The sequence below is a fragment of the Mycobacterium rhizamassiliense genome (assembly GCF_900157375.1).
Taxonomy (GTDB): domain Bacteria; phylum Actinomycetota; class Actinomycetes; order Mycobacteriales; family Mycobacteriaceae; genus Mycobacterium; species Mycobacterium rhizamassiliense.
In genome coordinates this window covers 1,781,498-1,806,657 of record NZ_LT721901.1, presented here as the reverse complement: position 1 = coordinate 1,806,657, position 25,160 = coordinate 1,781,498, and the positions used below count along the sequence as shown (strand labels likewise).

The 25,160-nt window shown below is 68.6% G+C and carries 23 protein-coding genes and 2 pseudogenes; 10 read left to right on the top strand and 15 right to left on the bottom strand.

All coding sequences use genetic code 11. The annotated features are described in order from the left end of the window. Window positions 1-279: 279 nt before the first annotated feature. From aftB to glf, 5 genes are read right to left on the bottom strand one after another with little or no spacing between them, the layout of a single operon-like run. Entirely contained in the window at window positions 280-2,244 is a 1,965-nt protein-coding gene (gene aftB / locus MRAB57_RS08740) for a terminal beta-(1->2)-arabinofuranosyltransferase (RefSeq protein WP_281254370.1), read from the bottom strand. Next, window positions 2,231-3,142: a decaprenyl-phosphate phosphoribosyltransferase gene (locus MRAB57_RS08735; RefSeq protein WP_077090487.1), complete on the bottom strand. Its 912-nt coding sequence runs from the start codon at window positions 3,140-3,142 to the stop codon at window positions 2,231-2,233. The genes aftB and MRAB57_RS08735 overlap by 14 nt, the downstream gene beginning before the upstream one ends. A gap of 13 nt (window positions 3,143-3,155) precedes the next feature. After that, window positions 3,156-3,677: a phosphatase PAP2 family protein gene (locus MRAB57_RS08730; RefSeq protein ID WP_077087207.1), complete on the bottom strand. Its 522-nt coding sequence runs from the start codon at window positions 3,675-3,677 to the stop codon at window positions 3,156-3,158. Further along, window positions 3,670-5,586 carry a glycosyltransferase gene (locus MRAB57_RS08725; protein ID WP_077087206.1) on the bottom strand — a complete coding sequence of 639 codons (1,917 nt, stop codon included), beginning with the start codon at window positions 5,584-5,586 and terminating at the stop codon, window positions 3,670-3,672. Before MRAB57_RS08725 ends, MRAB57_RS08730 begins: the two co-directional genes overlap by 8 nt. After that, window positions 5,583-6,782, bottom strand: a complete 1,200-nt coding sequence (gene glf / locus MRAB57_RS08720; RefSeq protein ID WP_077087205.1) for a UDP-galactopyranose mutase — start codon at window positions 6,780-6,782, stop codon at window positions 5,583-5,585. The genes MRAB57_RS08725 and glf overlap by 4 nt, the downstream gene beginning before the upstream one ends. 248 nt (window positions 6,783-7,030) lie before the next feature. Here glf and MRAB57_RS29120 point away from each other — a divergent pair, with 248 nt between their 5' ends. Together MRAB57_RS29120 and MRAB57_RS08705 are read left to right on the top strand one after the other, a co-directional pair. Beyond that, on the top strand, window positions 7,031-7,984 hold the full coding sequence (locus tag MRAB57_RS29120; RefSeq protein WP_245835880.1) for a PirG: 954 nt from the start codon (window positions 7,031-7,033) through the stop codon (window positions 7,982-7,984). A 138-nt stretch (window positions 7,985-8,122) separates the two neighbouring features. Continuing rightward, window positions 8,123-9,796, top strand: a complete 1,674-nt coding sequence (locus MRAB57_RS08705) for an LGFP repeat-containing protein (RefSeq protein WP_245835879.1) — start codon at window positions 8,123-8,125, stop codon at window positions 9,794-9,796. On the opposite strand, the gene MRAB57_RS08700 is transcribed toward MRAB57_RS08705, so the two are convergent. From MRAB57_RS08700 to MRAB57_RS08685, 4 genes are read right to left on the bottom strand one after another with little or no spacing between them, the layout of a single operon-like run. Further along, window positions 9,793-10,623, bottom strand: a complete 831-nt coding sequence (locus MRAB57_RS08700; protein ID WP_077087201.1) for a Cof-type HAD-IIB family hydrolase — start codon at window positions 10,621-10,623, stop codon at window positions 9,793-9,795. The two genes, MRAB57_RS08705 and MRAB57_RS08700, sit on opposite strands and share 4 nt — an antisense overlap. 46 nt (window positions 10,624-10,669) lie before the next feature. Continuing rightward, window positions 10,670-11,455, bottom strand: a complete 786-nt coding sequence (locus tag MRAB57_RS08695; protein ID WP_077087200.1) for a lysophospholipid acyltransferase family protein — start codon at window positions 11,453-11,455, stop codon at window positions 10,670-10,672. Between the two features lie 15 nt (window positions 11,456-11,470). Beyond that, complete coding sequence (locus tag MRAB57_RS08690; protein WP_077087199.1) at window positions 11,471-12,223, bottom strand: lysophospholipid acyltransferase family protein; 753 nt, start codon at window positions 12,221-12,223, stop codon at window positions 11,471-11,473. A 6-nt stretch (window positions 12,224-12,229) separates the two neighbouring features. Beyond that, window positions 12,230-12,997, bottom strand: coding sequence for a lysophospholipid acyltransferase family protein (locus tag MRAB57_RS08685; RefSeq protein WP_077087198.1), 768 nt, complete (start codon window positions 12,995-12,997; stop codon window positions 12,230-12,232). 97 nt (window positions 12,998-13,094) lie between these two features. Between MRAB57_RS08685 and MRAB57_RS08680 the strand changes: the two genes are divergently transcribed. Beyond that, window positions 13,095-14,645: an MBL fold metallo-hydrolase gene (locus tag MRAB57_RS08680; protein WP_077087197.1), complete on the top strand. Its 1,551-nt coding sequence runs from the start codon at window positions 13,095-13,097 to the stop codon at window positions 14,643-14,645. Further along, window positions 14,642-14,980 (top strand): hypothetical protein, encoded by a 339-nt coding sequence (locus tag MRAB57_RS08675; protein ID WP_077087196.1) that lies wholly within the window; start codon window positions 14,642-14,644, stop codon window positions 14,978-14,980. Before MRAB57_RS08680 ends, MRAB57_RS08675 begins: the two co-directional genes overlap by 4 nt. A 10-nt stretch (window positions 14,981-14,990) precedes the next feature. Here MRAB57_RS08675 and MRAB57_RS08670 read toward each other — a convergent pair whose 3' ends face one another. Both MRAB57_RS08670 and MRAB57_RS08665 read right to left on the bottom strand, forming a co-directional pair. Then, entirely contained in the window at window positions 14,991-16,553 is a 1,563-nt protein-coding gene (locus MRAB57_RS08670; protein WP_077087195.1) for a phytoene desaturase family protein, read from the bottom strand. Between the two features lie 48 nt (window positions 16,554-16,601). After that, on the bottom strand, window positions 16,602-17,225 hold the full coding sequence (locus MRAB57_RS08665) for a TetR/AcrR family transcriptional regulator (protein WP_077087194.1): 624 nt from the start codon (window positions 17,223-17,225) through the stop codon (window positions 16,602-16,604). A gap of 69 nt (window positions 17,226-17,294) precedes the next feature. Between MRAB57_RS08665 and MRAB57_RS08660 the strand changes: the two genes are divergently transcribed. Continuing rightward, window positions 17,295-17,780, top strand: a complete 486-nt coding sequence (locus MRAB57_RS08660; RefSeq protein WP_077087193.1) for a DUF2834 domain-containing protein — start codon at window positions 17,295-17,297, stop codon at window positions 17,778-17,780. Here MRAB57_RS08660 and purT read toward each other — a convergent pair. Then, a complete protein-coding gene (gene purT, locus MRAB57_RS08655; protein ID WP_077087192.1) occupies window positions 17,777-18,982 on the bottom strand; it encodes a formate-dependent phosphoribosylglycinamide formyltransferase in 1,206 nt (401 codons plus the stop codon). The genes MRAB57_RS08660 and purT overlap by 4 nt on opposite strands. Beyond that, entirely contained in the window at window positions 18,979-20,241 is a 1,263-nt protein-coding gene (gene serS, locus MRAB57_RS08650) for a serine--tRNA ligase (RefSeq protein WP_077087191.1), read from the bottom strand. Before serS ends, purT begins: the two co-directional genes overlap by 4 nt. Before the next feature lie 112 nt (window positions 20,242-20,353). Here serS and MRAB57_RS08645 point away from each other — a divergent pair, with 112 nt between their 5' ends. The 3 genes and pseudogenes from MRAB57_RS08645 to MRAB57_RS08635 all read left to right on the top strand — a co-directional run bounded on the left by MRAB57_RS08645 (window position 20,354) and on the right by MRAB57_RS08635 (window position 22,377). Further along, on the top strand, window positions 20,354-21,832 hold the full coding sequence (locus tag MRAB57_RS08645; RefSeq protein WP_083743345.1) for a septum formation family protein: 1,479 nt from the start codon (window positions 20,354-20,356) through the stop codon (window positions 21,830-21,832). Then, window positions 21,772-22,165: pseudogene (locus MRAB57_RS08640) on the top strand (metallopeptidase family protein). The gene MRAB57_RS08645 and the pseudogene MRAB57_RS08640 overlap by 61 nt, the downstream one beginning before the upstream one ends. Before the next feature lie 20 nt (window positions 22,166-22,185). After that, window positions 22,186-22,377, top strand: a complete 192-nt coding sequence (locus MRAB57_RS08635; RefSeq protein ID WP_077087189.1) for a hypothetical protein — start codon at window positions 22,186-22,188, stop codon at window positions 22,375-22,377. A 3-nt stretch (window positions 22,378-22,380) separates the two neighbouring features. On the opposite strand, the gene MRAB57_RS08630 is transcribed toward MRAB57_RS08635, so the two are convergent. Both MRAB57_RS08630 and pheA read right to left on the bottom strand, forming a co-directional pair. Beyond that, complete coding sequence (locus MRAB57_RS08630) at window positions 22,381-23,076, bottom strand: histidine phosphatase family protein (protein WP_077087188.1); 696 nt, start codon at window positions 23,074-23,076, stop codon at window positions 22,381-22,383. Then, complete coding sequence (gene pheA / locus MRAB57_RS08625; protein WP_077087187.1) at window positions 23,073-24,029, bottom strand: prephenate dehydratase; 957 nt, start codon at window positions 24,027-24,029, stop codon at window positions 23,073-23,075. The genes MRAB57_RS08630 and pheA overlap by 4 nt, the downstream gene beginning before the upstream one ends. Window positions 24,030-24,121: 92 nt before the next feature. Between pheA and MRAB57_RS08620 the strand changes: the two genes are divergently transcribed. After that, entirely contained in the window at window positions 24,122-24,913 is a 792-nt protein-coding gene (locus MRAB57_RS08620) for a DUF2470 domain-containing protein (RefSeq protein ID WP_077090486.1), read from the top strand. A 58-nt stretch (window positions 24,914-24,971) separates the two neighbouring features. Beyond that, a pseudogene (locus MRAB57_RS28910) lies at window positions 24,972-25,160 on the top strand (hypothetical protein); the annotation flags it as partial.

Here is a 25,160-nt window from a genome sequence, read left to right as displayed (position 1 = left end):
TTTAGGTCGAACTGCATGCGATCTGTGCGCAGCAGCGTTCGTGAGTCAGAGTCAACCACACGATCGGCCGTCGCCTCGCATCGAGGAGACCGGGCAAAGACCCAATGGCCTCACGTACCCAATGGATTTCATTTCAAACATTGCCGAGCAGAACGACATTTCCGCATGTACCCGGGGGTCATCACCAGTGGTGAGCACCGAAATGTGATGTTTCTGTCAATATTTGGTCACGGCGCTGAAATGCGCACGCGGCTGTTTGCCCAAATTTCCCTTGCAACCTCATTCGCGGGGCGGCGGCGGGCTCGGTTCGGGTATCGGCAGCCCGCACCGGGCGAGCTCGTAAAGCGGCACCCGATCGATCCGATAGCCGGTGAATGTGAAGGAGTGCAAGAAGTTTGACACGAACCTGTGCACGCTCATCGGCGCACGTACCGAGGCCAGCATCGACTTCGTCTCGGGGCATTGCAGCGCGGCGACGGCCTGGGCCACCCAGTTCGCGTCCAAATAGCCCGGGATGCCCGGGTACACCTTCACCCACGGACCGTCGGCGATCACCCAGTCCGGGAACAAGTTTTTGTCATGCCCGATCCGGCCGTGCGTCAGCCGTTGAGTGTGCTGCGCAAGGGGATTCGCGAGGCCGATCTGGTCGATCACGCGCACGTCGAGCCCAACGTTCATGCCCAGCATTCCGAGATTGGTGAAAAACACTGCGTGCTGCGGCTTTTGGGGGCTGCCCGGCGCGGGCTGCGCCATCGGCACCAGATCCCACTGGGTGTAGTTGCCCGACGGCAGCAGCAACGCGCCCTCGGGGGTGTTGTCCAGCGCGGTCAGGACGGCTGCCATCCTCGGGTAGTCGAGGTAGTCGGCCGCGGTCAGCGGGTGGGCGTGCCCGGTCGCCTGCGAGTAGAAGCGCCGCTCGTCGACGATGCCGGAGTAGCTCACGTGGGTGGCGTCGTCGCCCATGCCGGGCGAGTTCGCCGCCCACAGCGACCAGCCCGCGATCCCCAGCCAGAGCACGCCGGCCGCGGCCGCCAGCAGACCGTCGGAGTCGCGCCGGAAGTCCATGCGTTGCGGCAGCACCACCGGGATCACCGCGACTGGAGCCAGCAGGCAGAACAGCGGCGCCAGCAGCACCCGGGCGTGCATGAAGTCGCCGCCCTGGCGCGTCCAGTACAGGGCCTGCAGCAGCCCGCTGACCAAGACGAAGGCCACCGCCGCCGACGGGGACTGCACTGCGCGGGCCAGCCGGCCGTAGTTGGGCGACTCGGCCGGGCGCAGGAACGACGGCCGCCGCCGAGTCGCCATCAACAGCAATCCCAGTGGCACGAGGAGCACTACCGGCGCCCACAGCGCGTAGGGCCCGTTGAAATTCGCGAGATAGATCATTCCCTGCGACCACTTGTCGCCCGCGGCGTCCTTGGCCAGGGCGGTGCCGGGCACCAGCAGGCCGTAGTAGCCCATCCGGAAGATCTGGTAGGCGACCGGCAGGAAGCCCCCGGCCACCACGATCAGCACGCGGCGGCGCAGGGTCCGGGCCGCGACCAGCATCATGATCAGCGCCAGGCCGCCCATCAGCGCCAGCTCGGGCCGGACCAGGACGCTGCACCCCGCGACGAAGGCCAGCACGCCGTTGAACACGTCGTTGTCCGGACGGTTGCGCACCGGCTGCGACCAGCGGACCATCAGCCACCACAACAAGCCCAGGTAGGCCAGCGCCAGCCCGCTTTCCAGGCCCGACGTGGCGAAGTCGCGCGCCGGCGGCAGCGCGATGTAGACCAGCGCCCCGGCCGGCAGCATGATCGCCTTGCGACCGCGCAGGCTGGGCGCGTACAGGCGGCCGGCGCCCAGCATCAGCAGGGCCACGCCCAGCAGAGACAGCACCAGGGCCAGCGTCAGCGCCACGTATTCCATCCGGATCGGCCCGCCGACCCAGCTGCCGAAATACATCAGGTAGGTCCACGCCGTGGAGGTGTTGGCCTCGACCCGCTCGCCCTGATTGAAGACGGGCCCGTTGCCGGCCAGCAGGTTGCGCACCGTGCGCAGCACGATCAGCCCGTCGTCGGCGATCCAGCGGCGCTGCCACGCGCCCCAACCGAACAGCAGGACGATCAGCGCCACGCTGATGCCCAGGCTGATCCGGACCACCCGGTCGTACGGGAACGGCCGCCGCGCCCGCCGAACCACCGGCCGGCGGCGCATCACCTCGCGCTTGATGGCCTCCAGACCGGGGTTAGCCGAAGGCAACGGCGGCACCAATGGTCGCGACCCACGTCAGCGCCAGCAGTTGGAAAACCCGGTCGCGCAGCACGATGTCCTCGGGCTCGCCGGCCAGCCCGCCGTCCACGTCGACCGCGTAGCGCAGGATCGCGATCGTGAACGGGACCATCGACACCACGAACCAGCTCGCCTCGCCGTGCTCCTTGTCGAAGGCCCACAGCCCGTAGCAGACCACCACCGCGGTGGCCGACAGCGTCCAGACGAATCGCAGGTAGCTGCTGGTGTAGCTCTCCAGCGACTTGCGGATCTTGGCGCCGGTGCGCTCGGCGAGTTGCAGCTCGGCGTAGCGCTTGCCGGCCGTCATGAACAGCGAGCCGAACGCCATCATCAGCAAAAACCATTGCGTCAGATGGATATTCGTCGCCGCACCCCCGGCGATGGCCCGGATCAGATATGCCGACGACACGATGCAGATGTCCATCACCGCTTGGTGTTTGAGCCCGAAGCAGTAGGCCAGCTGGATGGCGAGGTAGACGGCCATCACCAGCGCCAGGTTCGGCGTGAGCCACCAACCGATGGCCAGCGAGGCCACCCCCAGCAGCGTCGCCAGCGCGTAGGCCAGCCATTCGGGCACCACGCCGGCCGCGATCGGCCGGAACCGCTTGGTGGGGTGGGCGCGGTCGGCCTCGACGTCGCGCGCATCGTTGATCAGGTATATCGACGACGCGCCTAGGCTGAACACCACGAAAGCCACCGAGACTTCGATCAGCACCTTGGCGTAGTCGTAGTGGACCGGGCCGCCCAATGCGGCCACCGGCGCTAGCAACACCAGGACGTTCTTCACCCACTGGCGCGGGCGCATCGCCTTGACCACGCCGACGATCAAATTCGCCGGGGGTTGTCCGGTCGCCACGTCTTCACTCATTTCGGCCATACCTCTATCTGGACTTCCTATCGAGCCAGAGTGCAAGCCGAGCGACCCCGGCGCCGAGCGCCACGCCGAAGACGACGTCACTGGGATAGTGAACGCCCAGCACCAGCCGCGACAGCGCCATCGGCGGAACCAGCACCGGGGTGAGCGGCACCCCGATGGCGCGGCCCATCAGAATCGCCGCGGCCGTGGTGGACGTGGCGTGCGCGGACGGGAAGCTGAGCGCACTCGGCGTGCCGACGTTGACGGCGACGGCCGGGTCATGCGGGCGTTTGCGCCGCACGATCCGCTTGACCACGACGGCGGCCGCATGTGCGGCGAAGGTGCCTGCCGCGGCCAGCAGCCACTGGCGGCGACGGCGTTCGTTCAGCAGCGCCCCGAGCAGCGCGACGATGACCCAGCCGATGCTGTGCTCGCCGAAGTGCGACATGCCGCGCGCGGTCGACAGCACCCCCGGGCGGCCGGCCAGCGACGACTGAACGGCCACCAGCGCGGCGACTTCGCCGCGCGGCCCCGCCGGTTCAGGCATGTCGCGACTCGGCGGACGGCTGGGGGCACCGCCCGCTTGCGGGGGACAGCACCGTCTCCCACTTCTGCTGGCTGGACAACACCGGCAGCGCGTCGCGGTAGACCCGCCGCATCTCGTCGAACCGGCCCAACAGCTGACGCTGGCGGCGCAGCGACTGCAGCAGCAGCGTGACCATCTTGCGCCGGTCGCGCTGCCGGTAGACCACGCCGCAGCCGTCGGCCGTGGTGACGGTGACACCGTCGACGGTGCACAGCCGGAACCAGCGCGCGTCCTGCGTCGGCACGTTGAACTCCGGGCGGTCGTGGCTTTCCGGGTCGGCCTTGGTCATGTTGTGCAGGATTCCGCGGGCCAGCCGGTAGCCGATGGACACCGGGTTCACGGGTGGCTTCATCGCCTTGGTCTTGTGCGATGGCGCCGGCAGCTCGGAAGCCGCGGGCAGCACGACGGCGTCCGGGTATTCCTTGCGCAGGCGATGCACTTCCGGCAGGCCCGATTCCAGGATCGAGAAGATGTGCTCCGGCCCGGCGAGGAAGTCGTCGATGGCCCGGTTCTGGATCGCGACCGTCGAATATTCAAGGCAGGCAAGGTGTTTCAGCGTCGCCTTGAGATGGCTGCGAACCAGGCCGGTGATGTCGCCGTCCCAGTGCATGGCCGCGACCACCAGCCGGTTGCGCAGATGGAAGTAGGCCTGCCAGTCGATCGCGTCGTCCTTGTCGCTCCAGGCCATGTGCCAGATCGCTGCGCCGGGCAGCGTGACGGTCGGGTAGCCGTGCTCGCCGGCGCGCAGGCCGTATTCCGCGTCGTCCCACTTGATGAACAGCGGCAGCGGCTGGCCCAGCTCCTCGGCGACCTGACGCGGGATCATGCACGTCCACCAGCCGTTGAAGTCGACGTCGATGCGCCGGTGCAGCAGCGCGCTGCGATCGTTCTTGTCGCCCAACGGATATTCGGCGAAGTCGTGGTCGTACTCGGCGTGCGGCGCGGCGGTCCACATGAAGTTCGCCTGGTTGACGACCTCGCCCATAATGTGCAGGTGCGACGGCTCCTGCAGGTTGAGCATCTGGCCGCCGATCAGCGTCGGCGTCTTGGCGAACCGGTTCATCGCCAACACCCGCAGGATCGTGTCCGGCTCGATGCGGATGTCGTCATCCATGAACAGGATCTGTTGGCAGTCAGTGTTTTTCAGCGCCTCGTACATCACCCGGCTGTAGCCGCCGGAGCCGCCGAGGTTGGGCTGGTCGTGAATCGACAGGCGATTGCCCAGGCCCGCCGACGCCGCCGCGAAGTCCGGGTGGTCGCGCACCTTGCGGGTGCCCTGATCCGGCACGATCACCGCGCCGATCACCTTGTCCACCAACGGATCCGCGGTGAGGTCGGCCAGCGCGTTGACGCAGTCGCCGGGCCGGTTGAACGTCGGGATGCCGACGGCGATGTTGGCCGTGCCGGGCGCGGCCTCGGGCGCGTACCAGCCGCCACTGACCAGGTTGACCGCGGTGTCGCTGGTGATGTCGAACCAGATCCAGCCGCCGTCCTCGAACGACTTCAGCGGCACCTCGATCTCGACGACGGCCGGCTGCTCGTCGGTGCCGACGAATTGGCGGCCCTCCACCGAGATCCGCACCCCGGTGGCCTTGGTCCGGTACAGGTCGACGCGTCCGGTCCCGGTCAGCTCGACGCGCAGCACCACCGATGTGCAGATCGACCAGCGGCGCCAGTAGCTCGCCGGGAAGGCGTTGAAGTAGGTGCCGAACGAGACCTCGGACTCTTTGCCGATCTCCAGCGTGGTGCGGCTGGCCGCGTGCGCACGCCGGGCGTTGGTCGTCGACTCCTCGAGGTACAGCTTGCGTACGTCGAGCGGTTCACCCGGCCGCGGCAGGATGATTCGGGACAGCAGGCTCACGGCAGTCATCCGCGCGGCCCTTCCTCTTCGGCGAGCGCGGCGCCGTCGCGCAGGTGTGGCGCGAGGGTGTTGTCGTACATGCTCAGCGCGCTCGCAATGGCCATGTGCATATCCAGGTATTGGTAGGTCCCCAGCCGTCCACCGAAAAGCACCTTCGAAGAACCCGTCTCGGTCTTCGCCCGTGCCCGGTAGGCGGCCAACAGGGCGCGGTCCGCCTCGGTGTTGATCGGATAGTAAGGCTCGTCGTCGTCCTCAGCGAACCGGGAGTACTCCCGCATGATCACCGTCTTGTCGGTCGGGTAGTCGCGCTCGACGTGGAAGTGGCGGAATTCGTGGATACGGGTGTACGGCACGTCGGGATCGTTGTAGTTCATCACCGGCGTGCCCTGGAAATCCCCGGTGGGCAGCACTTCGGTCTCGAAGTCCAGTGTGCGCCAGCCCAGCCGGCCCTCGACATAGTCGAAGTAGCGGTCGATCGGGCCGGTGTAGACCACCGGGGCGTCGGGGTTCTCGGCGCGCAGCTGGTCGCGGACCTCGAACCAGTCGGTGTCCAGCCGGACCTCGATGCGGTCGTCGGCGGCCATGTTCTTCAGCCACGCGGTGTAGCCATTGACCGGCAGGCCCTCGTAGGTGTCGCTGAAGTACCGGTTGTCGAAGGTGTAGCGCACCGGCAGCCGGGTGATGTTGGCCGCGGGCAGCTCCTTGGGGTCGGTCTGCCACTGCTTGGCGGTGTAGCCCTTGACGAACGCCTCGTAGAGCGGGCGCCCGATCAGCGAGATGGCCTTCTCCTCGAGGTTCTGCGCGTCCGCCGTGTCGATCTCGGCAGCCTGCTCGGCGATGAGCCGGCGCGCTTCGTCGGGGCTGAAGTACCTGCCGAAGAACTGCGACACCAGGCCCAGGCCCATCGGGAACTGGTAGGCCTGCCCGTTGTGCATCGCGAAGACGCGGTGCCTGTAGTCGGTGAAGTCGGTGAACTGGCCCACGTAGTCCCAGACCCTCTTGTTCGAGGTGTGGAACAGGTGTGCGCCGTACTTGTGGACCTCGATGCCCGTCTGCGGCTCGGGTTCGGAATACGCATTGCCACCGATGTGCGGCCGCCGGTCGACGACGAGCACACGCTTTCCGAGTTGGGTGGCCACGCGTTCGGCGATGGTCAATCCGAAGAATCCAGAGCCGACGACGAGGAGGTCATAACGAGCGGTCATCGGTTGCTTAGGGTATCCGACGGCGCGGGCGACACCCATTTGGCGAGGCTGGGGACCCGAGGTTCGGGCACGTGAAGGTTGGTTTGCGGCGGTTCGAATCGCACGTAACGCGCAGGGTCGCAATTACCTCACGATTCAATATCACCACTCTGGTAACAGCTACCTCACTCGTACCATCGAGTCTGTGGATCTCACCGGATACGACCGGCGGGACACACGGACAGAACACACAGATTGAGGAGACTTCCGTGCCGAACCGACGCCGTCGCAAGCTTTCGACAGCCATGAGCGCCGTCGCCGCCCTGGCCGTGGCGAGTCCTTGCGCGTACTTCCTTGTCTACGAATCGACTTCGGCTCCCAAGCCGCCCGAGCACCACGAGTTCAAGCAGGCAGCGGTCATGACCGACCTGCCCAACGAACTGATGGGCGCGCTCTCGCAGGGCCTGTCGCAGTTCGGGGTCAACCTGCCGCCGATTCCCGCCCTGGCCGGCGGTACCGGGACCACGGGGCTGACCAGCCCGGGCCTTGGCACGCCGGGGCTGACCAGCCCGGGCCTTGGCACGCCGGGGTTGGCAAGTCCCGGCCTCGGCGCCAGCCCGGCGCTGGGTGCCCCGGGGCTCACCAGCCCGGGCCTTGGCACGCCGGGGCTGACCAGCCCGGGTCTGTCGAACCCGGGTCTGCCCGGTACACCGGGGATGCCCGGTACCCCCGGCCTGACCACGCCCGGTGCGATGCCGACAATGCCCGGTGCCGGGCTGAACCCGGCGCTGGCCAACCCGGGGCTCACCAGCCCGGCCGGCCTCACCCCCGGTGGCACTGGGTTCGGGCCCAGTGAGGTGCCCATCAGCGCCGACCCGGGTGCCGAAGGCACTTACCCGATCCTTGGCGACCCGTCGACGCTGGGCGGCGCCTCGCCGATCGGCACGGGCGGCGGTGCCGGCAGCGGAGCAAGTGGCGGTCTTGTCAGCGACGTGATGCAGGCCGCCAACCAGCTGGGCGCCGGGCAGGCCATCGACCTGCTCAAGGGCCTGGTGATGCCGGCCATCATGCAGGCTCGCGGTGGCGCGGCCCTGCCGGGTGCTGTGGGTGCCCTTCCGGGTGCCGCCGGCGCTCTGCCGGGTGTCGCGGGTGCCCTGCCGGGTGCCGCTGGCGCCCTTCCGGGTGCGGCAGCGGCCCTGCCGCCGGCGCTGCCTCCCGTCTAACGCTTCGGGGGTCCTGTCACCTGACGGCACCGCAGAGTCCCGATCTCTGCGGTGCCGTCGAACATTTCCCAGGACTTTTGTCAGGTAAACGACGTGTCACCTCATATACACCATTAGAAACACACGTAACATCAGCTGGTGTCGTCCCGTAGTCGTGCCCCGACGATGTTGCTCACCGCCGTCGCGGCGACCGTGGTCATCGTCTCGGCGGTGGCGGACCTGACGCGCGATCGCGAGGTGCACAGCTCGGCGCCGGCCCGCGACACCCAGCTTGCCGAGCAGCCGCTGGTCGGGCTCGGGCCCGGCGTCACCGTCCGCGAGATCACCCAGAACACGCCGTTCTCGTTGGTCGCGCTCACCGGCGACCTGGCCGGCAGCTCCACCCGGGTGCGCGCCAAGCATCCGGACGGGTCGTGGGGGCCCTGGTATCAGACCGAGTACGAGACCGCCGCGCCCGACAGCGTGCGCTCCGGCGGCCAGCCGGTGGCCGCCCCTGCCGGGCCGACCGAAGGCCCGCGCAGCACCGATCCGGTGTTCGTCGGCACCACCACCATCGTGCAGATCGCGGTGACCCGCCCGCTGGACGCCACCCCGACCGCGCCGCCTGCATCGCTGCGCCCCACACCGCAAGGCCCCGATCTGGGCTACAAGCCCGCCTCGCGGGAACAGCCCTTCGGGCAGAACATCTCCGCGATCCTGATCTCCCCGCCACTAGCCCCGAACGAGACGCATTGGACGCCGCCCGCGGGCGTGCTCATGCCCGGCCAGCCGCCGGCCATCATCAGCCGGGCCGAATGGGGCGCCGACGAGTCGCTGCGCTGCGGTTCTCCGCAGTACGACAATGGGATTCGCGCCGCCGTCGTCCACCACACCGCCGGCAGCAATGACTACTCACCGCTGGAATCGGCCGGCATCGTCAAGGCGATCTACACCTACCACGCCAAGACGCTGGGGTGGTGCGACATCGCCTACAACGCACTGGTCGACAAGTACGGCCAGGTGTTCGAGGGCAGCGCGGGCGGCCTCACCAAGGCCGTCGAGGGCTTCCACACCGGCGGGTTCAACCGCAACACCTGGGGTGTGGCGATGATCGGCAACTTCGACGACACACCACCGAGCCCCATCCAGCTCCGCATGATGGGCCGGCTGCTGGGCTGGCGCCTGGGCATGGACGGCGTAGACCCCAAGGGCATAGTGCAATTGGAGTCGGCCGGTAGCCACTACACCACCTTCCCGGCCGGCGCCATCGCCACGCTGCCGACCATCTTCACCCACCGCGACGTCGGCAACACCGACTGCCCGGGCAACGCCGCCTACGCGTTGATGGACGAAATCCGGGACATCGCATCGCATGTCAACGACCCGCCCGAGGAGCTGATCAACGCGCTCAAGGGCGGGGCGATCTACGAACACTGGCAGGCACTCGGCGGCATGAATAGCGTTCTGGGAGCGCCTACTTCGCCGGAGGACTTCACCGAGGGCGACGGCCGCTACGCCACCTTCGCCAAGGGCGCCATGTACTGGTCGCCCCTGACGGGACCGCAGCCGGTCACCGGCGCGATCTACGACGCGTGGGCGTCGCAGAGCTACGAGCGCGGACCGCTCGGTCTGCCCACCAGCGCGGAACTCCAAGAGCCGCTGCAGATTACGCAGAACTTCCAGCACGGCACGCTGAACTACAACCGGCTCACCGGCGACGTCAGCGAGGTGATCGATGGCATCACGACGCCGGTGCTGTCGACGGAATCGCAGAGCGGGCCGACGGTGCCGCCGGAACACTTCTCGCTACCGGCGCACCCGGCCCCGGCCTAGCCGCGGGCCCACCAGCGTTCCAGCACCCGAGCCACGCCGTCGTCGCTGTTGGGCGCGGTGACCTCGTCGGCGACGGCCACCACGTCGGGATGCGCGTTGCCCATCGCCACACCCAGGCCGGCCCACACCAACATCGGCATGTCGTTGGGCATGTCGCCGAACGCCACCACCTCGCCGCTGGAGATCCCCAGCGGCTTGGCGACCTCTTCGATGCCGGTGGCCTTGCTGATGCCCAGCGGCACGATCTCGACCAGCCCGTTGTTCGTCGAATAGGTGATATCGCCTTCAATACCAACGTGTTTGACCAATTCGGCGGCCATATCCGCGCTGCGGGCTCCCGCCTTGCGGATCAGCAGCTTGATCGCCGGGGCGCTGAGCAGGTCGGCAATGGACACCTCGGTGTTGTCCGGGTTGAGCCACGCGTGCTCGTAGCCCGGCGAGCTGACGAACTGGGGAGTGGCCGTGTCGTGGGCGCGCGCGCCGATGCGCTCGACGGCCAGCCCCGCGCCCGGAATGACGCGCGCCGCGATCTCGGCCAGCTCGGCCAGGGTGTCGACGGGCAGGGTGTGCGTCGAGATCACTCGGTCGGTCGCGGGGTCATAGATCACGGCGCCGTTGGCGCACACCGCGATTGGGGTGAATCCGAGTTCATCCACGACGGGGCGTATCCAGCGCGGCGGGCGGCCGGTCGCCACCACGAACTGGGCACCGGCGTCGACGGCGGCCCGCACGGCGTCGCGCGTACGGGGGGTGATGGCTTCGTCTTCGTTGAACAGGGTGCCGTCGACGTCGCAGGCGACGAGCGCCGGGGTTTTTGAGTTGGTCACTGAGCCGTCACTGGGGACGATCCGCCTTCGTTGTGCTGTCTGCTGATCAGTGCAGGCCGCTTTGGTTCTCACCGGGCCGGGTCACGCCGTCGGTGCCGTACTTCTGGATCCGGTCCTGCAACTCGGCCAACCGGATCGCCCGCGAGTCCTCCTGGTTGGGCGCGCTGCCGCCCAGCCGTTGGGGCACCCAGTGCTGCCCCTCCGGATGCGGGTATTCCTCCTGCACCCGATAGAGCATCGCCCTCATCGCGTTGCGCAGCGCGGCGTTGAGATGTTCGGCGTCGCCCTGGGGCAGCAACGGCCGGCCGGCCGCCACGACGATCGGAACCTTGTTGCGGAACACCTTCTTTGGATGATCCTTGGGCCAGATCCGGTGCGCGCCCCAGACGATGATCGGCACGATCGGCACCTGCGCCTCCAGCGCCATCCGCGCCGCCCCGGTCTTGAATTCGCGCAGTTCGAAACTGCGGCTGATGGTGGCCTCGGGATGCATCCCGATCAGCTCGCCCTCACGCATCCGCTGCACGCCCACCGCCAGCGCGTCGTTCCCATGGCGGCGGTCCACCGGGATCAGGCGGGCATGCTTGATGACGTAGTTCATCGCCTTCACCTCGCCCATCTCGGCCTTGATCATGAAGTACATCCGGCGGCGCCGCTCCCGCGCGGCGAAGATCGTCGGTAGCCAGTCCAGGTAGCTGGTGTGGTTCTGGGCAAGCAACGCGCCGCCGTGGGTCGGGATGTTCTCCAGGCCCTGGAACGTGAACTTGGTGCCCTGCATGGCGACGACCGGCGGGACGATCAACTCACCAAATCGGTAAAACGGCTCTGCCATGTCTTGTCCTTCCCCTCATGACTGGTGCGGGGTTCGAGCGGCGGCCTTCGCCGCCGCTTCATCGGCCTCTATCTGGGCCGCCTCGGCCAACGTCGGTGCGCCGCCCCCCAACCGGTGCGGCACCCAGTACGCCCCCGGCGGGTGCGGGTAGCGGTCCTGAGCTTGGTACAGCAGCGACGTCATCGAGTCGCGCAGCGCGTCGTCGGTCCGCGCGACGTCCGTGGCGGCGCGCAACGGCGCGCCCACCTGCACGGTGATCGGCACGTTGCGACGCCCGACCTTCCGTGGATGGTCCTTGGTCCAGATCCGCTGGGCGCCCCAGACGATCACCGGGACGATCGGGACCTCGGCCTCGATGGCCATCCGCGCGGCGCCGGTCTTGAACTCCTTGAGCTCGAAACTGCGGCTGATGGTGGCCTCGGGATAGACCCCGACCAGCTCTCCCTCGCGGAGCCGCTGCACGGCGACCGTGTAGGCACCCGCGCCGGCGTTGCGATCCACCGGAATGGTGCGGGTGCGCTTGATCAGGAAGTTGACGACCTTCACGTCCTGCATTTCGGCCTTGATCATGAAGCGCAGCCGGCGGCCCCGGCGGTGCATGACCAACGCGGCCGGCAACCAGTCGACGTAGCTGGTGTGGTTGATGGTGACCACCGCACCACCGCGGCCGGGAACGTTCTCCTCGCCGCGGTAGGTAACCCGGGTGCCGGTGGCCAGGACGGCCAGCTGGGCCAGGATTTCCAGGGTGCGGAAGGTCGGTTCCCCCATCGACGACTACTCCGGCGCCCCAGTGCCTTCGGCGCGGCGCGCCGCTTTCGCGGCGGCTTCCTCGGCATCCAATCGGGCGGCATCGGCCAGCGACGGCGCACCACCGCCCAGCCGGTGCGGCACCCAGAACTCTCCGGCCGGATGGGGCCCGTACTGCTCCTGCGCCCGCTCGAGCAGGTGTTGCATCCGCGAATGCAGCAGGCCCCTGAGCTCTCCCACCCCCAGCGTCGGCTCGATCGGTTCGCCGACGACCACCGTGATCGGCACCTTCGGCCGGAACATGTTCTTGGGATGGCCCTTGGTCCAGATCCGCTGCGCGCCCCAGACGATGTGCGGGATGATCGGCACGCCGGCCTCCACGGCCATCCGGGCGGCGCCGCCTTTGCATTCTTTGATCTCGAAGCTGCGGCTGATGGTCGCCTCGGGATAGACCCCGACCAGCTCGCCGTCCTTGAGGTTCCTGACGGCCGCCTCGTACGACGCGGCCCCGTCCTGGCGGTCGACCGCGATGTGACGCAGGCTGCGCATGATCGGCCCGGTGATCTTGCCGTCGAAGACCTCTTGCTTGGCCATGAACCGGACCTTGCGGCCGAGGCCCTGCTTGTAGGCCGGCAACCCGGCGAAGGTGAAGTCGAGGTAGCCGGTGTGGTTGATCGCGACGACCGCACCGCCACTGGCCGGGAGGTTCTCGATGCCCGTGACGGTGATCTTCAGCCCTTGGACGCGCCAGATCAGGCGCGCAACCGCAATCGCGGTCCCGTAAGCAGGTTCCACAGCTGCTCAGCCTAGTGGGCCCGGCTGTGAGCCGCCTGCAGTGGTGAAGCGAGACGCTAAGCTTGGACGGATCCCAAGACTCCCCGGAAAGGTATTTGTGCAGGTCACGAGCGTCGGCCATGCCGGATTTCTGATCGAGACCCATGCGGGCAGCATCCTGTGCGACCCCTGGGTCAACCCCGCCTACTTCGCGTCCTGGTTCCCGTTCCCGGACAACAGCACCCTGGACTGGGATGCCCTGGGCGACTGCGACTACCTCTACGTCTCGCACCTGCACAAGGATCACTTCGACGCCAAGCAGCTGAGCGCGCACGTCAACAAGGACGCGACGGTGCTGCTGCCTGACTTCCCGGTGCCCGATCTTCGAAATGCGTTGCAGGAGCTGGGCTTCCACCGGTTCTTCGAGACCAGCGACTCGGTCAAGCACCGGATCAGTGGCCCGCGTGGCGATCTCGACATCATGGTCATCGCGCTGCGGGCGCCCGCGGACGGGCCGATCGGCGATTCGGCCCTGGTGATTTCCGACGGCAGCACATCGGTTTTCAACATGAACGACGCCCGGCCCGTCGACCTGGACGTGCTGGAATCCCAGTTCGGCCACGTCGACGTCCACCTGCTGCAGTACTCCGGCGCGATCTGGTACCCGATGGTCTACGACATGCCGGCCCGCGCCAAAGAATCGTTCGGCACCCAGAAGCGGCAGCGCCAGATGGACCGGGCGCGCCAGTACGTCGCCCAGGTCGACGCGACCTGGGTGGTGCCGTCGGCCGGGCCGCCCTGCTTCTTGGACCCCGACCTGCGTGACCTCAACGACGACCACGACGATCCGGCAAACATCTTCCCCGACCAGATGGTGTTTCTGGACCAGATGCGCACCCACGGGCAGGACGGCGGCCTGCTGATGATGCCCGGTTCGGTCGCGGATTTCACTGGCACGGCGCTGAATTCGCTGACCCACCCGCTACCGACCGACCAGGTCGAGGCGATCTTCACCACCGGCAAGGCGGCTTACATCGCCGACTACGCCGAGCGGATGGCCCCCGTGCTGGCCGGCGAGAAAGCCGGCTGGGCGCCGGCGACCGGCGAGCCGCTGCTCGAACCGCTGCGGTCGCTGTTCGAGCCGATCATGCTGCAAAGCAACGAGATCTGCGACGGCATCGGCTATCCCGTCGAGCTGGTGATGGGCACCGAAACGGTCGTCCTTGACTTCCCCAAACGTGTCGTCCGCGAACGTATTCCCGACGAGAAGGTGCGCTACGGGTTCGCCATCGCGCCCGAGCTGGTGCGCACCGTGCTACGCGACGGCGAGCCGGACTGGGTCAACACCATCTTCTTGTCCACCCGGTTCCAAGCGTGGCGGGTCGGCGGCTACAACGAATACCTGTACACGTTCTTTAAATGCCTCACCGGCGAGCGGATCGCCTACGCCGACGGCTGGTTCGCCGAAACCCACGACGACTCCGCCTCGATCACCATGGACGGCTGGGAGATGCAGCGGCGTTGCCCGCACCTGAAGGCCGACCTGTCGAAATTCGGTGTGGTGGAAGGAAACACGCTGACTTGCAACCTGCACGGCTGGCAGTGGCGACTCGACGACGGCCGCTGCCTGACCACGCGCGGCCACCAGCTGCGAAGCGCGCGCGCATGAGCGCCGCGAAGTCCTACGACGACGGCCTGGTCCAGCTGGACCGCACGGCGATCACGTTGCGCCGCTATCACTTTCCCTCCGGCACGTCGAAGATCATCGCGCTCAGCGCGATTCGCGGCTACCGGGCCGAGTCGCTGGGGATACTCAACCAGCGATTCCAGCTGTGGGGCAGCTCGGATCTGCGCCGCTGGTTACCCCTGGACATGCACCGCCCGTTGCGCTCGACGCTGATCACCCTCGACGTCCCGCGGCACCGGCTGTGCCCCGCGTTCACCCCGGCCCAGCCGGAGGAGTTCGTCGCACTGCTCGACGAGCTGCTCGGTCAGCGCGTGTAGCGAGCGGCGCTCAGCGGCCCGCGTCTTCGAGCGCCGCGTGAGCGGCGTTGTAGCCCGGCGTAAAGGTGATGCCCGGGCCGCCATGGCATCCGGCACTGCCCAGGTACAGCCCCTTGATCGGGATGGGTTGGCCGAGAAAGCCTTTCGGCCCGGGCCGGTTGGGCCCGATCTGGTTCGCGTTCAGCAGCCCGTGGCAGTAGTCGCCGCCGGGCGCGCCGAACATCACCCCCATGTGCTTGGGCGTGAACGTGGTGTGCCGGATGATGCTGCGTTCGAAATTCGGCGCCAATCGGGTGATCTTGTCGATCACCCGCTGACCCATCTCGACCTTGGCCTGCCCGTAGTCCACGTCGCCCTCGATCGGGAAGAACAACGCGAACGCCGACGCGGCGTGCTTGCCCTCGGGTGCGAGGTCCGGATCGTTCTGCGACGGAATCTGCAGCACCACCGTCGGATCCGCCGGAACGATGCCGCGCCGGGCGTCCTCCCACTGCTGCTGGACTTCCTCCGGCGTGCAGAACAGCCCGATGGAGGCCTGCATGGCCCGCTCGTTGAGAACCTCGTAGGGGGAGGCGAATTCGGGGGCCTCGTCCAGGGCGAAGTGCATCTGCAGGTAGCTGCCGCGGTGGTCGATACGCGCATACCGTTCCCGGATGTCGGCGGGCAGCGCGCCGGGATCGATCATCTCGTTGAGCGTGACGTCGGGCGCGACGCCGGAGACGACGATCGGCGCCTCGAACGTCTCGCCCGACTCGATGCGCACTCCGGTCACCTGTCCGTCGGCGACCAGAATCTCGGTCACCTTGGAACGCAACCGGACTTCGCCGCCGTGGCTCTCCAGCACCTGGCGCAGATGCTCGGTAAGCGCGCCGATGCCGCCGCGCAGCTTCTTCATCTGCATGGTGTCGCCCTCGGGAACGCCCAGCCCGAAGGCGAGTGCGGCCGCGCTGCCGGGCGTGGACGGGCCGCGGTAGAGGGTGTTGACCGCCAGCACCGTCATCGAGCCGCGGATGGCGCCGAACTTCTCCCGGTCGGGCAGGTAGCGGTCCAACACGTCGGTGACCGATCCGAACAACATGTCGTCGATCGCCGAACGCTCGAATTCGTTTGTGGCACAGGCATACATCTCGTCGATGCTCTTGGGTGGCGTCCCGGCCTCGAACCGGCCCAGCGCGCGGCACGGCGCCTGAGCCCAGCCCATCAGCCCCGCCATGCCGTTGACGGCCTCGGCCCCGTGGACCTCGTTGAGGTGGGCGAACAGTTTGATCGGGTCGCTGTATTGGATCAGCGGATCGTCACCGACACCGCGTACCGCCACCGACATCACGTCCAGGTCGATCGTCGGCATGGTGTCCAGGCCTAGTTCGCCGACCACCACCGACGACGTCGGGAAGAGCACCGAGCCGGCGATCTCGAATTGATACCCGTCGAAAAGCTCCACGGTGGAGGCCATGCCACCGGCGTAGAGCTTGGGATCCAGGCACAGCGTGCGCAGTCCCGCCTTTTGCAGCAGCACGGCCGCGGTCAGGCCGTTATGCCCGGCACCGATAACTATCGCGTCATATTCAGTCATGTCCTGCCCTCCAGGATGGAGGCTCGCATGGACCCAAAGTTTTGTCAATTATGACGAAACTGCGGTGACCCAGGTGCCGGAGACGCCGCCGCGCAGCGACTCGAGCGCGACGTGGGTGATCCGGGCGAGCTCGCCGAGCGAGCGCTCCTCGCCGACCATCCAGGCCTCCATCGCGCCGAACACCGCGGCCGCGATGCACCGGGCGGTCACCGTGACGCGCAGCGCCGCATCCGGAGTTCCAACGGCCGCGCCGCTGCGCCGGCGGAGCTGTTCCTCGATGGCGCCTGCGAGGTCGGCCTGGACGTCGCGAATGTGCCGGACGATGCGGCCCTGATCGAGGTCGCCGCCCCGGAGCGCGGCGATTTTCGTCACGGCCTCAACGTCATACGGGAAGGCGAACACGGCCGCCTGCACCGAGTCGATGACCGGCTCGTCGACCGGCCGGGCGTCCAGCGCCCCGCGAAACCAGTGCAGCCCGGTGTAGTCGGCGAACAGCAGTTCGTGCTTGGAGCTGAAGTGGCGGTAGAAGGTGCGCAGCGAGACGCCGGCGTCCGCGGCGATCTGCTCGGCCGAGGTGTCCTCGACGCCCTGAGCCAGGAACCGCACCAGCGCGGCCTGGCGCAGCGCCTCGCGCGTGCGCTCGCTGCGTGCCGTCTGGGCGGGCCGAACCATGGCAGTAACGTATCAAGAAACTTTTTGACAATATTGACAAAACTTTGCGCCAGGGGTGAGACTGCGCCAATGGTCTCGCTTCTCACGCACGCGGTACTCGGACTCGCGGTCATCATCTGGATCGTCAGGTCGAACTCGAACGTCTTCGCCCGGCCGTCCGTCGGCCCGATGTTCTCGCCGATGGAAATCGTGTACTACCTCGTCGGCATCGCCTCGGTGGCGCTGGGGTGGTACTTCAACATCACCTATGTGCAGGAGTACTCACACGGCTCCACCAACCCGCTGTGGGGCGAACACGGCAGCTGGGCCGAATACATCAAGCTGATGTTCACCAACCCCGCCGCCAGCTCGGCCAGCCAGGACTACACGATCGCCAATGTCGTTCTGCTGCCGATCTTCACGATCGTCGACGGCTACCGCCGCGGGTATCGGCGGCCCTGGCTGTACTTCGTGTCCAGCCTGTTCACCAGCTTCGCCTTCGCGTTCGCGTTCTACTTCGCCACGATGGAACGCCAGCGCAGGCACGAGCAGGACCGCGCCACCGTCGACGCCTAGGACGCGCCTTCGCGCGGCCTGACCCGGCTGGCCGCCTCGACCGCGTTGCGCCGCGCGGTGTCCAGGTCATCGTCGTAGGCCAGCGCGACACCCATGCGCCGTTTGGCGAAGCTTTCCGGCTTTCCGAACAGCCGCAGGTCCGTTCGCGGCACCCGGAGCGCTTCGTCCACGCCGTCGAACACCACACCCTCGGCGTCGAGGACGCCGTAGATCACCGCGCTGGCGCCCGGCGTCCTGCAGGTGGTGTCGACCGGAAGCCCCAGGATGGCGCGGGCATGCAGCTCGAACTCGTTCTGCCACTGGCTGATCATCGTGACCATGCCGGTGTCGTGCGGGCGCGGGCTGACCTCGCTGAACCACACGTAGTCACCCTTGACGAACAACTCGACGCCGAAAACTCCTTGCCCGCCAAGGCTTTCCGTGACGGTGCGCGCGATTCGCTGCGCGTTGTCCAGCGCGGCCTCTGACATCGGGTGCGGTTGCCAGCTCTCGACATAGTCGCCGTCGACCTGCTTGTGACCGATCGGGGCGCAGAATCGGGTGTCCACCTCACCGTCGTCGCCGCGCGCCCGGACGGTCAATAGCGTTATCTCGTAATCGAAGTCGATGAAGCCCTCGACGATCACGCGGCCGTGGCTGACGCGGCCGCCGGCCATCGCGTAGGTCCAGGCCGCCGCCACGTCGCCGGGCCCGTCGAGCTTGCTCTGGCCCTTGCCCGAGCTGCTCATCACCGGCTTGACCACGCACGGGTAGCCGATGGCGTCGGCGGCGGCCTGCAATTCGGCCAGTGCGCCGCAGAACTGGTACGGGCTGGTGGGCAGGTCGAGGGTCTCGGCGGCCAGGCGGCGGATGCCCTCCCGGTCCATCGTCAGCCGCGCCGCGAGCGCGGTGGGGATCACCCGGACCGCGCCGGCCGCTTCCAGTTCCTCGAGCGCCTCGGTGGCGATGGCCTCGATCTCCGGGACCACCAGGTCGGGCTTTTCGGCTTCGATCAACGCCTTGAGCTGGTCGGGGTCCGACATCGAGATGGTCCGCGCGTGGTGGGCGACCTGGTGGCCCGGCGCATTGTCGTAGCGGTCGACGGCGATGGTCTCCACGCCGAGGCGCTGCAGCGCGATTACTACCTCGCGGCCGAGTTCGCCGGCGCCGAGCAGCATCACCCTGGTCGCGTTCGGCGACAGCGGCGTTCCGATGGCGGTCACGGGGCGGCCGGTTCCAACACCTCGGTACCAACGAAGGGCACCAGCGCGGCGGGCACCCGCACGCTGCCATCGGCCTGCTGATGGTTCTCCAGGATCGCCACGAGCCAGCGGGTGGTGCCCAGCGTGCCGTTGAGCGTCGCGGCGGTCTGCGGCTTGCCTCCTGCGTCGCGGTAGCGGGTGGCCAGCCGGCGCGCCTGAAACGTCGTGCAGTTCGACGTCGAGGTCAGCTCGCGGTAGGTCTGCTGCGTCGGCACCCACGCCTCGCAGTCGAACTTGCGGGCCGCCGAAGAGCCGAGATCGCCTGCGGCGACATCGATCACCCGGTACGGCACCTCGATGCGCGCCAGCATCTCGCGCTGCCAGCCCAGCAGCCGCTGGTGTTCGGCCTCCGCCTCGTCGGGCGTGCAGTAGACGAAGCCCTCGACCTTGTCGAACTGGTGCACCCGGATGATGCCGCGGGTGTCCTTGCCGTAGCTGCCAGCCTCGCGGCGGAAACACGACGACCACCCCGCGTACCGCATCGGGCCGCCGGACAGGTCCAGGATCTCGTTGGAGTGGTAGCCGGCCAGCGGCACCTCGGAGGTGCCCACCAGATACAGGTCGTCGGCTTCCACCCGGTAGATCTCGTCGGCGTGCGCGCCCAGGAATCCGGTGCCGGCCATCACCTCCGGGCGCACCAGCACCGGCGGGATCATCGGGATGAAGCCGTTCTCGACGGCGAGTTGCAGGGCCAGCTGCAGCAGGCCGAGCTGCAGCAGCGCGCCGCGGCCGGTCAGGAAGTAGAACCGCGACCCGGACACCTTGGCGCCGCGCGCCATGTCGATGAGGCCCAGCGATTCGCCGAGCTCCAGGTGGTCCTTCGGGTCGTCGATCGCCGGGGTCTCGCCGACGACGTCGAGCACGGCGAAGTTATCCTCCCCGCCGGCCGGCACGCCGTCGATGACGACGTTCGAGATCGCCATGTGGGCGGCGGTGAAGGCGGCCTCGGAGTCAGCCTGCGCCGTCTCGGCGGCCTTCACCTGCTCGGCCACCTCCTTGGCGCGCGCCAACAATGCCGGCCGGTCGTCGGGCGACGCCTTGCCCACGCTCTTGCTGGCGGCCTTCTGCTCGGCGCGCAGCCCGTCGGCGGTCGATATCGCCGAGCGGCGGGCGGCATCGGCCGTCAGCAGCGCGTCCACCAGCGCCGGATCTTCGCCGCGGCTGACTTGGGAACGCCGCACGGCATCGGGGTCTTCGCGCAGCAGCTTCAAGTCGATCACGGCCGCAAGATTACTTTTTGCCCGCCGGGCGGTGTGCGGTGCATCCGGCTCATCCGGCTGCAGGACTCACTTCTGCAACGTTTGCCCCATTGACTTAGCTGGCCCTGTCAGAATGGAGCCGATGTCGGACACCCTTGAGACCGAAGCTTCTTCCGCTGCGCCGCCCGCGGGCAAGGCGCAGCGGTCGACGGCCGGTTTTGGATGGCCGAACACCCTGCAGGCGGCGGCAACCCGGCGGGCGCTGCTGCTCACCGCGCTGGGCGGCCTGTTGATCGCCGGGCTGGTTACCGCGATCCCCGTCGACAGCAACGGGGGCCGGCTGGCCGGCTACATGAACAGCGCGCCGGTGCCCAGCACCGGGGCTAAGAGCGACGCCGCCTTCAACCGCGCCACCACCGGCGACTGCCTGATGTGGCCCGACGTCACGCCCGAGTCGGCGCGCATCGTCAGCTGCGCCGACGACCACAAGTTCGAGGTCGCCGAGTCCATCGACATGCGGACATTCCCGGGGGCCGAGTACGGGCCCAACGCCGCGCCGCCGTCGCCCGCCCGCATCCAGCAGATCAGCCAGGAGCAGTGCGAGGCCGCGGTCCACCGCTACCTCGGGCCCAAGTTCGATCCCAACAGCAAGTTCACCGTCAGCATGCTGTGGGCGGGTGACCGCGCGTGGCGCCAGTCCGGCGAGCGGCGGATGCTGTGCGGTCTGCAGCTGCCCGGCACCAATAACACGCAGGCCACCTTCAAGGGCAAGGTCTCCGACGTAGACCAGTCCAAGGTGTGGCCGGCCGGCACCTGCCTGGGCATCGACCCGTCCACCAACCAACCCGTCGACGTTCCCGTCGACTGCGGGGCTCCGCACGCCATGGAGGTCACCGGGACGGTCAACCTGGCCGAGAAGTTCCCCGGCGCCCTGCCCGCAGAACCGGACCAGGACGGTTTCATCAAGGACGCCTGCACCAAGATGACCGACGCGTTCCTCGCGCCGGTCAAGTTGCGGACCACGACCCTGACGCTGATCTACCCCACCCTGTCGCTGCCCACTTGGTCGGCGGGCAGCCGAGAGGTCGCCTGCAGCATCGGCGCAACGCTGGGTAACGGCGGCTGGGCCACGCTGCTCAACAGCGCCAAGGGCCACCTGCTGATCAACGGTCAGCCGCCGGTGCCACCGCCCGACATCCCCGAAGAGCGCCTCACCGCGCCGCTGATCCCGGTCCAGGTGCCGGCCCCCCAGGCGCCGCCCAGCCAGTCCAGCGGCCCACCGGAGATGCCGCCGAACAACCAGCACCTGCCGCAGCAGCAGCCGGTGGTGACCCCGCAGCACTCGCCGGCCTCGCAGGCGCCCCAGGCGCCGCCGCAGGCCCCGCCGCCGCCGGACAACGGGCTGCCGCCGGGGTCGGGTCCGCCGCTGGACGCACCCCCGCCGCCCGCGCCCGGCGGCAGCCCGTTGTCCGGCGGCCCCCCCCCCCCCCGCCCCCGGCGACCCGCCGACGCCACCTCCGCCCGACGCGCCCCCGCCGGGGGGCTAGCCGGGTGGCCGTGCGGATGGAGCCGCAGCGGTTCGACGAGCTGGTCGCAGACGCACTGGACCTGATTCCGACCGAACTGGCGGCCGCGATGGACAACGTCGTCATCCTGGTCGAAGACCGCCATCCGGATGACCCCGAGCTGCTCGGGTTGTACGAGGGCGTGGCGCTGACCGAGCGCGATTCCGACTACGGCGGATCGCTGCCCGACGCGATCACGATCTACCGCGACGCGCTGCTGGACGTCTGCGACACCGACGACGAGTTGGTCGAAGAGGTGGCGGTCACCGTGATTCACGAGATCGCCCATCACTTCGGCATCGACGACGACCGCCTGGACGAACTCGGCTGGTCCTGACAACCCGCTACCCGCTGGGCGCGGCATCCCGAATTTGTCGTGACCCGGTGCTAAGAACGGCTCATGAGCGCTGACTGCCGCCACTGCCGGGCAGGCTTAGATCACTGCCACGGCACGATCATTCATCACACATTGCACCGCTCGGAGTGCACCGAGGCCGACTGCTTCAGCCCCGAGCTGGTGCCGCACGCGTTCGTCATCGACTGCGACGCCGTCGGGTGCTCGTGCACCGGGTCGCTCGCGGTGGCGATCTGAGTCCTACCCCATCGGGTCGCTGCTGGAGTGCACCGCGTCGGCGACCGGGGCAGCTTCGGCTTTATCGGGGTCCGGGTAGAACGGCGGCGTGAGGCTGCCCCAGCGCAGACAACTCCAGCGGCCGTCGGTGATCGGGGCCAGCACCACGGATTCGGTGTTGCTCAAATGGTTGTCCAGGGCGAAGGTCGCGTCCACGCCCGCCAGCACCGCCGACGCCAGCCGGATCGCCGCGCCGTGGCTGACAACAACGATGTCGCCGTCCCAGTCGTCGTTGTCCAGGTAGCGCATCCGCAGGTCGGTGAGCACCGGCACATAGCGGTCCAGCAGGTCGTTGCCCGTCTCGCCGCCGGGGAGCGGCACGTCGAGTTCGCCGTGATGCCACCTCTCGTAGATGGCGTTGAATTCGGCGACCGCCTCGTCGTCGTTGCGGTTTTCCAGCTTCCCGACCTGCACCTCGTGAATGTTCGCGACCTGGTGGGTGGCCAGGTTGACCGCGCCGCCGATCACCTCGGCCGTCTGCGCCGCCCGCACCGCCACCGAGTGCGCGAGCAGCGCCGGCTGGCCCGCGGCATGCGCGAACGTCAGGGCCTGGTCGCGGCCCAGCGGGGTGAGGTCGGCGCCCGGTGGCCGGGTGTCCAGGCGGCGCTCGACGTTGCCGTAGGACTGGCCGTGCCGCACCAGCACCAGACGACCGCTCATCGGCCGGCACCCCCGGACGCGTCGCCGTGGGCCGGCTTGCCGTCACGCAGCCGCTCGAGCCAGCGCGCCGCGTCGTCCGGGGGCGGTGCCCCCACCGGCGCAGCCGCACCCGTCGGCCAGGAACCCAGGTATCTCACGTCAGCACAACGACGGTGCAGCGCCTTGAGTGCCTCGGCGACGGCGAAATCGTCGATGTGGCCGACGCAGTCGGCGAAGAACAGGTACGTGCCGAGCTCCGTGCGCGTCGGCCGGGACTCGATGCGGGTGAGATCGATGCCGCGGATGCCGAATTCGGCGAGCGACGTGACCAGCGCGCCGGGCTCATTAGGGATGCGCAGCACCACCGACGTGCGATCGTTTCCGGTCCGCACCGGCGGCTGCCCGGGCAGGCCGACCAGCACGAAGCGGGTGCGGGCGTTGGCCTCGTCGACGACGCCCTCGGCCAGGGCGGCCAGCTTCCACCGCGCAGCCGCCAGCGGCGAGGTCACCCCGGCGTCGGCGTGGCCCTCGGCGACCTGCCGGGCCGCGTCGGCGTTGGAGTAGGCGGGCAGCGGTTCGGTGCCGGGCAGGTTGGCCGCGATCCACTGCCGCACCTGGGCCTCGGCCACCGGGAAGGCCGCCACCGTGCGCACGTCGGCGGCGCCGCGCCCGGGCTGGACGACGATGGTGAACGCCACGTCCAGCGTCGTCTCGGCGAAGACCTGCAGCGGCGACCCGATCGCCAGGCTGTCCAGCGTGGGCATCACCGAACCGTCGATCGAGTTCTCGATCGGCACACACGCGTAGTCGGCCTCGCCGTTGCGGACCGCGTCCAGCGCCACCGGCGTGCTGTCGACGGGGAGGCGCTGCACCGCGTCCGCCCCCTGGTCGGGGATCAGCCCGGCGGCCGTCATCTGCAGCAGCGCCGCATCGGTGAACGTCCCCTCCGGACCGAGGTAAGTGATGCGGGCCACGCAACAACCCTAACGGCGTCGATCCGCAACGGGCCTTGCAGCGTCTCGCGATCTAAGTTAACTTAGGCTTGCCTAATGAACTAAGGAGAATGATGTTACCGCTGACCAGCGCCGCGCCGACGACTGCCGAACGCATCCGCAGCGCCTGTCTCCGGGCCGGCGGCGCGTTGCTGGCCGTCGAGAACGAGGACCCGGTCGCCGCCCCCGTGCACCACTTGCTGGGCGACGGGACGTTCGCGGTCACCGTCCCCGTCGAACGCGGCGGCGACGCGGGCTGCCTGGTCGCCGGGTCCCAAGCGCTGCTCGAGCTGACCGACTACGCGCCCCTGCCGCTGCGCGAGCCGGTGCGTTCCCTGGTGTGGGTACGCGGGCGCTTGCAGCAGGTCCCGCCGACCGCGGTGAGCGAGACCCTCGACCTGATCGCCTCCGAGTGCCCGAACCCGGCGTTGCTGCAGGTCGATACCCCGCGATCAGCGCCGAGCGGCCCGCGGGACACCCGCTACGCCCTGCTGCGGCTGGAGATCGATTCCATCGTGGTCACCGACGCCACCGGCGCCGAGCCCGTCAGCGTGGCCGACCTGCTGGCCGCCCGGCCCGACCCGTTCTGCGAGATCGAGTCGAGCCTGCTGTGGCACCTGGACAAGGCGCACGGCGACGTCGTCGCCCGGCTGGTATCGCGGCTGCCCGCCCAGCTGCGCCGCGGACAGGTCCGGCCGCTGGGCCTCGACCGCTACGGCGTGCGGTTTCGCATCGAGGGCGACGACGGCGACCACGACATCCGGCTGCCGTTCCACAAGCCGGTCGACGACATGACGGGCCTGAGTCAGGCCATCCGCGTGCTGATGGGTTGCCCCTTCATCAACGGCCTGCGCGCGCGTCCCTGACCGCGGGTCCCCGCGTTTCGCACCGGCCTCGCCGAGGCGGGGCACGTAAGTTGTTCCGGTGAACGGCGACCGATCATCCCGACGCGGACGGCCCCGACAGCCGGGTCCGCCGCCCGGCGCCCGTCCCGAGCCGCCGCAGGCGATCAGCCGCCCGACCGGCCCGCCGTCCCCGCTCGACGAAACCGTCCCGGCCCAGCGACGCACGCCGCCCTTGCGCTTCGGGCGCACCCGGCGCGGCGGCGTGCGT